Source organism: Embleya sp. NPDC050493, from assembly GCF_044458105.1.
Lineage (GTDB): Bacteria > Actinomycetota > Actinomycetes > Streptomycetales > Streptomycetaceae > Embleya.
In genome coordinates this window covers 91,697-99,439 of sequence record NZ_JBITHP010000033.1, presented here as the reverse complement: position 1 = coordinate 99,439, position 7,743 = coordinate 91,697, and the positions used below count along the sequence as shown (strand labels likewise).

At 71.8% G+C, this 7,743-nt stretch carries 5 protein-coding genes; 2 read left to right on the top strand and 3 right to left on the bottom strand.

All coding sequences use genetic code 11. The features are described 5' to 3' along the window. Positions 1-457: 457 nt before the first annotated feature. Positions 458-1,249, bottom strand: a complete 792-nt coding sequence (locus tag ACIBM5_RS40320) for a DeoR/GlpR family DNA-binding transcription regulator (RefSeq protein ID WP_391586559.1) — start codon at positions 1,247-1,249, stop codon at positions 458-460. A gap of 236 nt (positions 1,250-1,485) precedes the next feature. Here ACIBM5_RS40320 and ACIBM5_RS40315 point away from each other — a divergent pair, with 236 nt between their 5' ends. Together ACIBM5_RS40315 and nagA are read left to right on the top strand one after the other, a co-directional pair. After that, positions 1,486-2,451 carry an ROK family protein gene (locus ACIBM5_RS40315; protein ID WP_396011657.1) on the top strand — a complete coding sequence of 322 codons (966 nt, stop codon included), beginning with the start codon at positions 1,486-1,488 and terminating at the stop codon, positions 2,449-2,451. Continuing rightward, positions 2,448-3,590 carry an N-acetylglucosamine-6-phosphate deacetylase gene (nagA, locus tag ACIBM5_RS40310; RefSeq protein ID WP_391586557.1) on the top strand — a complete coding sequence of 381 codons (1,143 nt, stop codon included), beginning with the start codon at positions 2,448-2,450 and terminating at the stop codon, positions 3,588-3,590. The genes ACIBM5_RS40315 and nagA overlap by 4 nt, the downstream gene beginning before the upstream one ends. Before the next feature lie 188 nt (positions 3,591-3,778). Here the strand turns inward: nagA and ACIBM5_RS40305 are convergent, their stop codons facing one another. After that, on the bottom strand, positions 3,779-4,882 hold the full coding sequence (locus tag ACIBM5_RS40305) for an ADP-ribosylglycohydrolase family protein (RefSeq protein ID WP_396011656.1): 1,104 nt from the start codon (positions 4,880-4,882) through the stop codon (positions 3,779-3,781). Positions 4,883-5,118: 236 nt separating this feature from the next. Then, positions 5,119-7,716: a bifunctional FO biosynthesis protein CofGH gene (locus ACIBM5_RS40300; RefSeq protein WP_396011655.1), complete on the bottom strand. Its 2,598-nt coding sequence runs from the start codon at positions 7,714-7,716 to the stop codon at positions 5,119-5,121. Positions 7,717-7,743: the final 27 nt, after the last annotated feature.

Here is a 7,743-nt window from a genome sequence, read left to right as displayed (position 1 = left end):
CGGCCGACAGTCCTGTCGCCGCCAATGCCATCTGGTGCCGCTTCATCGCAGTACCGCCTTCATGCCTTCGGGAAAACAGGACCGTTGGTGAGGGTTTGGTCGCACTAAACCCATGCACGTGCTTGCGCAAAACTGTTCGCAATGCGGATTTGAAGAAAACTCTTGAGCAGCATCGAGCATTTTGCGGACTCGCCGTGTCGGCAGTCAACACCTCGCCGGAACAAAGGTCTACACCAATCCGGAGATTCGGAGGAGGGGTCGAGGAAGTTTGCAGAGCAATTCGTTACCCAGGTGGGCGCGCATGCAGAGGAACCGGCACAGAGGGTGCCGGTCCGATCCCGCGGATGGTCCTTCGGGTTGGTCGATCAACGGGCGCGCGACCGCCCCGGACGCGCGAACGCGCCCGCCGGGAAGGCGGGCGCGCGGGGTCCGGGCGGGTCGGGCGGAACGGCCGGGTTCAGACCCGGATGACCCGTACGCCCGCGTCGACGAAGGCCGCCGCGGCCTCCTCGGTCGCCGAGGTGTCGGTGACCAGAACGCCGATCCGGTCCAGCGGGCAGATCCGGGCGAACGCGCGGCGGCCGAGCTTGGAGGAGTCCGCGGCCACCACCACCCGGCCCGCGCCGGCGGCCATCAACTGGTTGATGCTCGCCTCGCCCTCGTGGTGGGCGCTCGCGCCGTGCTCGACGTCGATCGCGTCGACGCCCAGGATCGCCACGTCCAGGGCCACCTCGCGCAGGATGCCGGTGGCCAACGGACCGATCAGTTCGTAGGACTGGGTGCGCGCCACGCCGCCGGTGACGACAATCTTCACGTGCCGGCGCACGGCGAGCTCGCCCGCGATGTTGAGCGCGTTGGTGACGATCGTGAACGCCTGGGCGTTCGAGTCGCCCTCGGTGTGCAGGTCGGCCCGGGCGACCAGGGCACGGGCCACCTCGGTCATCGTGGTGCCGCCGTTGAGCCCGATCGTCTCGCCCGGCTTGACCAGCGCCGCGGCGGCCTGTGCGATGCGCTGCTTCTCGGACGCGTGCCGGGCGGTCTTGTAGCGCAGCGGCAGGTCGTAGGAGACCGCGTGCGCGACCGCGCCGCCCCGGGTGCGGGTCAACATCTGCTGCTGGGCCAACTGATCCAGATCGCGGCGGATCGTCGCGGGCGAGACGTCCAGCTCCGAGGCCACGTCCTCGACCTCCAACCGACCGTGCTTGGCCAGCAGCTCCAGGAGCGCACCCCACCGCTCGTAACGGCTCACCCGTGACCTCCCGCCCTGTCCGACAGCCCTGGCCGACTCGCGTCGGATCGTGTGGGACATCCTGGCGGGCACCCCACACGTGTCGAGCATCGGGGTTTCCGTGAACCTCCGCTCACTCAACGATGCTGTTGCATGTTCATGTTTTCAACTGCTATCCAGTGAGCACAAACGCGCATTCTCGGATCCACCCGCCCTCGGGCTCACAATCCGCCCCGCCTACCAGACTTGAGACGCCGATGCCGCACGTGAACACCCCGCCGTCCGATCTGTCCGGCGCGGACTGCGTCGTCGCCCTCGATGTCGGCGGCACCGACATCAAGGGCGGTGTGGTCGACGCGGGCGGCAACCTCGTCTACAGCGAGCGCCGGCCCACCGGCCGGACCGCGGGCCCCAACGCGGTGGTGTCGGGCATCGTCGACTTCGCCGCCGCGCTGCGCGAGCGGGCGGTCGAGCTGGGTGGCGTGCCGCGGGCGGCGGGCGTCGTGGTGCCGGGGATCGTGGACGATCCGGCGGGGGTCGCGGTGTGGTCGGCCAGCATCCAGTGGCGCGAGGTGCCGCTGCGCTCGCTGATCGCGGATCGGCTCGGCCTACCGGCGGCTTTGAGCCACGACGTACGCACCGGTGCGCTGGCCGAGGGCCGGCTCGGCGCGGGACGCGACTGCGACAACTTCCTGTTCGTGGCGATCGGCACCGGGCTCGCCTCGGTGCTCGTGCTGAACGGCCGCCCCTACCCGGGCGCGCACGGACAGGCGGGCGAGATCGGCCACATCACGGTGCGGCCCGGCAGCGGCAGATGTACGTGCGGGGCGGTCGGCTGCCTGGAGGCGCACTTCTCCGGACCCGCCATCGCGCACGCGTTCGCGGAGGCCGCGCCGGGCGACGACCCGCCGCTGAGCGCGGCCCAGGTGGTCGCCCGGGTGGCGGCCGGCGACCAGGTCGCGGCGGCCGTGTGGGGCCGGGGTCTGTCCGCGTTCGCGGACGGCCTGCTCACCGGACTCGCGCTGTACGACCCGAAGTTGCTGGTGATCGGCGGTGGGCTCTCGCTCGCCGGGGAACAACTGTTCAACCCCTTGCGGACGTTGCTCGCCGAGCGCGCCGTGGTTCAACACGTGCCGCCGCTGGTGACCGCGGCGCTCGGGGACGAGGCCGGCTGCCGAGGCGCCGGCCTGATCGCGTGGGACACCTTGGAGGTGCGCGGGTGACGGTGCTCGGCAATGCGCGAGTGGTGCTGCCCTCCGGGGTGGTCGAGGGCGCCTCGGTGGGCGTGGTCGGTGATCGGATCGCCTTCGCCGGCCCGGGCCTGCCGGCAGGTCCCGAACCGGTGGTCGATGTCGCCGGCGGCTGGATCGTGCCCGGCTTCGTGGACATGCACGTACATGGCGGCGGCGGCGGTTCGTACACCTCCGGCGATCCCGACGAGGCGCTGCGGGTGGCCGAATTCCATCGCTCGCACGGCACCACGACCACGGTCGCGAGTCTGGTCACCGCCTCCCCGGCGGACCTGCTCGCCGTCGTGTCCGCGCTCGCCCCGCTCGTACACGACGGCCGGCTGGCCGGACTGCACCTGGAGGGCCCGTACCTGAGCGCGGCCCGCTGCGGCGCGCACGATCCGACCCAGTTGCGCGCACCCGACCGGGACGAGGTCGGCACGCTGCTGAAGGCGGCCGGCGGCGCGATCCGGATGATCACGCTGGCCCCCGAACTGCCCGGCGGCGTCGAGTTGGTGCGCCGACTGGCCGACGAGGGGGTGATCGCCGCGGTGGGGCACACCGACGGCACCCACCGTGAGACGCGCGCGGCGCTGGCCGCGGGCGCGAGCGTGGCCACCCATCTGTTCAACGCGATGCGCAGCGTGCACCACCGCGAGCCGGGACCGGTCACCGCACTGCTCCAGGACAGCGACGCGGTGGTCGAGTTGATCAACGACGGCGTGCACCTGCACTCCAGCGTGGTCAACCTGGCGTACGCGAGCGCGGGTCCGGACCGGGTCGCGTTCATCACCGACGCGATGGGCGCGGCGGGCATGCCGGACGGCGTGTATCCGCTGGGCGTGATGACCGTGGACGTGGTCGACGGCGTGGCCCGGCTGGCCGACGGCGACTCGATCGCGGGCAGCACGCTGACGCTGGACCGGGCGCTGCGCAACGGCGTCGCGGGCGGCCTGCCGATCGCCGACGTGGTCCGCTCGTTGTCCGCGACACCCGCGCGGGCGTTGGGCATCGCCGATCGGGTCGGCACCCTGGAGCCGGGCAAGCAGGCCGACCTGGTGGTGCTCGACGACGCACTGCGGGTGCGCGCGGTGATGGCGGCGGGTCGCTGGGTGGACGACCGCAGGCCGTAGCGGGTGTGCCCGCCCCCGTCGTGACGCGGGCGGGTGTGCCCGCTCCCAGTCGTGACGCGTGGTCGCGGTCGCGGACACGGCCCGAGAGTCGTCGCGGACCCGGGCGCGCACGCGGGCACGGAGACGGGCCCCGGGGTGAAGGGGGCGACATCCCCCGCCCCCGAGCCCGTCCCGTTCGCGCCTCGACGTCAGGTCGGTGGGTAACGCTTGGCCCAGGAGGTCTCGCCGGCCTCGGGGCCGTGCAGCGTGGTGCCCTGCGTCATCTCCATCGCGAAGTCGTCGGCCAACTCCAGGATGGCGCCGCGGCCCTCCAACTCGGCGACCAGGTCGGCGGGCAGCACGGTGTCGCCGTGCATCGCGCCCAGCAGGTTGCCGCAGATCGACCCGGTCGAGTCGCTGTCGCCGCCGTGATTGACCGCGAGCAGCAGCCCGGTGCGCATGTCCGGCGCCACCAGCGCGCAGTACAGCCCGATCGACAGCGCCTCCTCGGCCGTCCAGCCCTGGCCCAGTGCCTCCACCCGCTCGGCCGACGGCACGCCGGCGCGCACCGCGGCCAGCGCCGCCTCGATGGCGGTCGCCGTCTCGGTGTGCTCGGGCCGGGCCTTGACCAGATCCAGCGCCACCCGCACGCCCTCCTCCAGCGGCGCGCCCTGCATGACCGCGTGCACGATCACTGCGAACGCGCCCGCCGAGAGATAGCCGGTGGGGTGACCGTGCGTCAGCACCGCGCATTCCACCGCGAGTTGGAAGACCAGTTCGGGACGCCAGCCGACCAGGAGGCCGAACGGCGCCGAGCGCATCACCGCCCCGCAGCCCTTGGAATCGGGGTTCTTGGGCCGCTCCAGCGTGCCCATCACGCTCTCGTCCTCCAGGCCGCGCAGACACGCGGATCCGGGCGCACGCGAGCTGTACAGCCACTCCTCGCGGACCAGCCAGCCCTCGTCCTTGCGCTCGTCCGGCCCCCACTCGCTCTGCGTCGCCTTCCAGCGCAGATACGCGCCGTGCAGATCGGTCGGCGGATGCCAGGCACCGGTGTCGCGCCGCACGTGCGCGCGGATCAGACCCTCCACCGTGAACAACGTCATCTGCGTGTCGTCGGTGATCGCGCCGTGCCGGTGATACGCCGTCACGTACCCGACCACGCCGTCGGGTCCGTGCTGTGCGCGGATCTCCGCGAGACTGAGGAACTCGATTCCCGCGCCGAGCGCGTCACCGATCGCGCCGCCGACGAGGCACCCCCGTACCCGTGCCCGAAAGTCCTGCAGCCGGTCTCTGGACCAGAGTGCGGCCATGTGTGTACTCCCCTCCCCCGACACCCCACCGCAGCGTACCGGCGGCGGGTCGCCCAGGGGTCGTACACGCGTCCGAGGGCCTGCGGTCGGTGGGCGTAGGGGTGCTCGGTGTGGTGCCGGCGTGGTGCCGGTGTGGGCGCTCCCGGCCGGCGGCCGGCGGGAGCGGGCCCGATCGGCCGGTGTCATCCGCGCGGGCCCCGGGGACGGGACGTCCTGCCCGGGGCCCGCGTGCGGGCTCAGGTGCTCAGGATCGGGAGCATGATCCGCTCGACCTCGGCATCGTGGCGACGGGCCACCTCCTGGCGCTCGGCGCTCACCTCGCCGTAGGTGGTCGTGCGCTGTCGGGCGCGCCGACCCAGCGAGGCGGCCATCGCCTCCAGTTCGGCGATCGACTTCTTGGAGCCGTTGTCGGCGCCCGCCATCCGGGAGATGGTCTCCTCCATGAGCGTGCCGCCCATGTCGTTCGCGCCGCCCTGGAGCATCAGGTTGGTGCCCTCGACGCCGAGCTTGACCCAGCTGGTCTGGATGTTGTCGATCTTGCCGTGCAGCAGGATCCGGGCCATCGCGTGCACGGCCCGGTTGTCCCGCAGGGTCGGGCCCGGGCGGGCGATGCCGGCCAGGTAGACCGGCGCGTTGGTGTGCACGAACGGCAGCGTGACGAACTCGGTGAAGCCGCCCGTCTCGTCCTGGATCCGGCCGAGCAGCCGCAGGTGGCCCAGCCAGTGCGAGGGCGTGTCCACGTGGCCGTACATCATCGTCGAGGAGCTGCGGATGCCCAGCTCGTGCGCGGTGGTGACCACCTCGACCCAGGTCGCGGCGGGCAGTTTGCCCTTGGTCAGGATCCAGCGCACGTCGTCGTCGAGGATCTCGGCGGCGGTCCCGGGGATGGTGTCCAGGCCCGCCTCCTTGGCGGCGATCAGCCAGTCGCGAATGGACATCCCGGTCCGGGTCGCGCCGTTGGCCACCTCCATCGGCGAGAACGCGTGCACGTGCATGTCCGGCACGCGCTTCTTGACCTCGCGCGCGATGTCGAAGTACGCGCTGCCGGGCAGGTCCGGGTGGATGCCGCCCTGCATGCACACCTCGGTCGCGCCAACCGCCCAGGCCTGTTCGGCCCGCTCGCCCACCTGGTCCAGGGAGAGCGTGTACGCGTCCGCGTCGGTGCGCCGCTGGGCGAACGCGCAGAAGCGGCAGCCGGTGTAGCAGACGTTGGTGAAGTTGATGTTGCGGTTGACGATGTAGGTGATCTCGTCGCCGTTCACCGTGCGCCGCAAGTCGTCGGCGATCCGGGCGAGTTCGTCCATCGCGACGCCGTCGCAGTGGAACAGCGCGAGGGCCTGGTCGTCGGTCAGCCGGGTCGGGTCGGCGGCCGCCTGCCCGAGCGCCGCCTTGACCTCCGAGTCGAGTCGGACCACCGATCCCGTGGCGCTGTCGGCGACCTGTTCGCGCAACGACTCCCAGTCGCCGTACACGTTGTCGAAGTCGTCCCGGCGGTCGGTGGTGCGGCCGGTGGTGTCGATGCTCACGTGCAGGTCGGTGCGGCCGGTCGCGGCGGCGAAGATGTCCTCGGGCTCCTGCCAGGGCAGCCCCTCCGGGCACTTGCCCTCGATCGCGAGCCCGGTCTCCGGATCGGACAGCGCGCGCACGTGCGGCAACACCCGCGGGTCCAGCCACGGCTCGCCGCGCTGGATCACCTCGGGGTAGACGTTGAGCCGCTCGCGCAGCGTGAAGCCCGCCTCGGCGGTCCGCGCCGCGAGGAACTCGATCTGCGGCCAGGCGAGTTCGGGGTTGACGTGATCGGGAGTGAGCGGCGAGACGCCGCCCCAGTCGTCGATGCCGGCCGCGATCATCAGCGCGTACTCCTCGCCGATCAGGTTCGGCGGGGCCTGCACCCGGATCTTCGGGCCGAGCACGATCCGCGAGACGGCGATCGCGGCGGCCAACTCGACCAGGTCGGCGTCCGGCGTCGAACGCATCGCGGTGTCCGGCTTGGCCCGGAAGTTCTGCAGGATGACTTCCTGGATCGAGCCGTACTGCCGGGCGACCTTGCGCATCGCGAAGATCGACTCGGCCCGCTCGGTCATGCTCTCGCCGATGCCGATCAACAGGCCGGTGGTGAACGGGACGTTCGAGCGCCCGGCGTCCTCCAGCACCCGCATCCGCACGGCCGGTTCCTTGTCCGGCGAGCCGTGGTGCGGGCCGCCGGGCTCGGACCACAGCCGGGTAGCGGTGGTCTCCAGCATCATCCCCATCGACGCGCTGACCGGCTTGAGCCGCTGGAAGTCGGTCCAGGAGAGCACGCCGGGATTGAGGTGCGGCAGCAGACCGGTCTCCTCCAGGACCCGGATCGACATCGCCCGCACGTACGCGAGCGTGTCGTCGTACCCGTGCGCGTCCAGCCACTCGCGCGCCTCGGGCCAGCGGTCCTCGGGCCGGTCACCGAGCGTGAACAGGGCTTCCTTGCAGCCGAGCGCGGCGCCGTCGCGGGCGATCTTCAGCACCTCGTCCGGGCTGAGGAACATCCCGTGGCCCTCGCGCCTGAGCTTGCCGGGGACGGTGACGAAGGTGCAGTAGTTGCAGCGGTCGCGACACAGTCTGGTCAGCGGGATGAACACTTTTCGGCTGTAGGTGATCACCCCGGCGCGACCGACCGCCTCCAGCCCGGCATCGCGTACGCGCGCGGCCGACCGGCTCAGGTCCACCAGGTCCGCGTCGCGCGCGTGCAGGAGCACGGCCGCTTCCGAGACGTCGAGCATGACCCCGTCTCGGGCTCGCCGCAGCGCACGCCGCATCGAACTCTCGGTGGGACGTCCCTCGTTGGGGGTCGGGGTCATGCGACACCTCGCTGTCGTCGCTGTTGC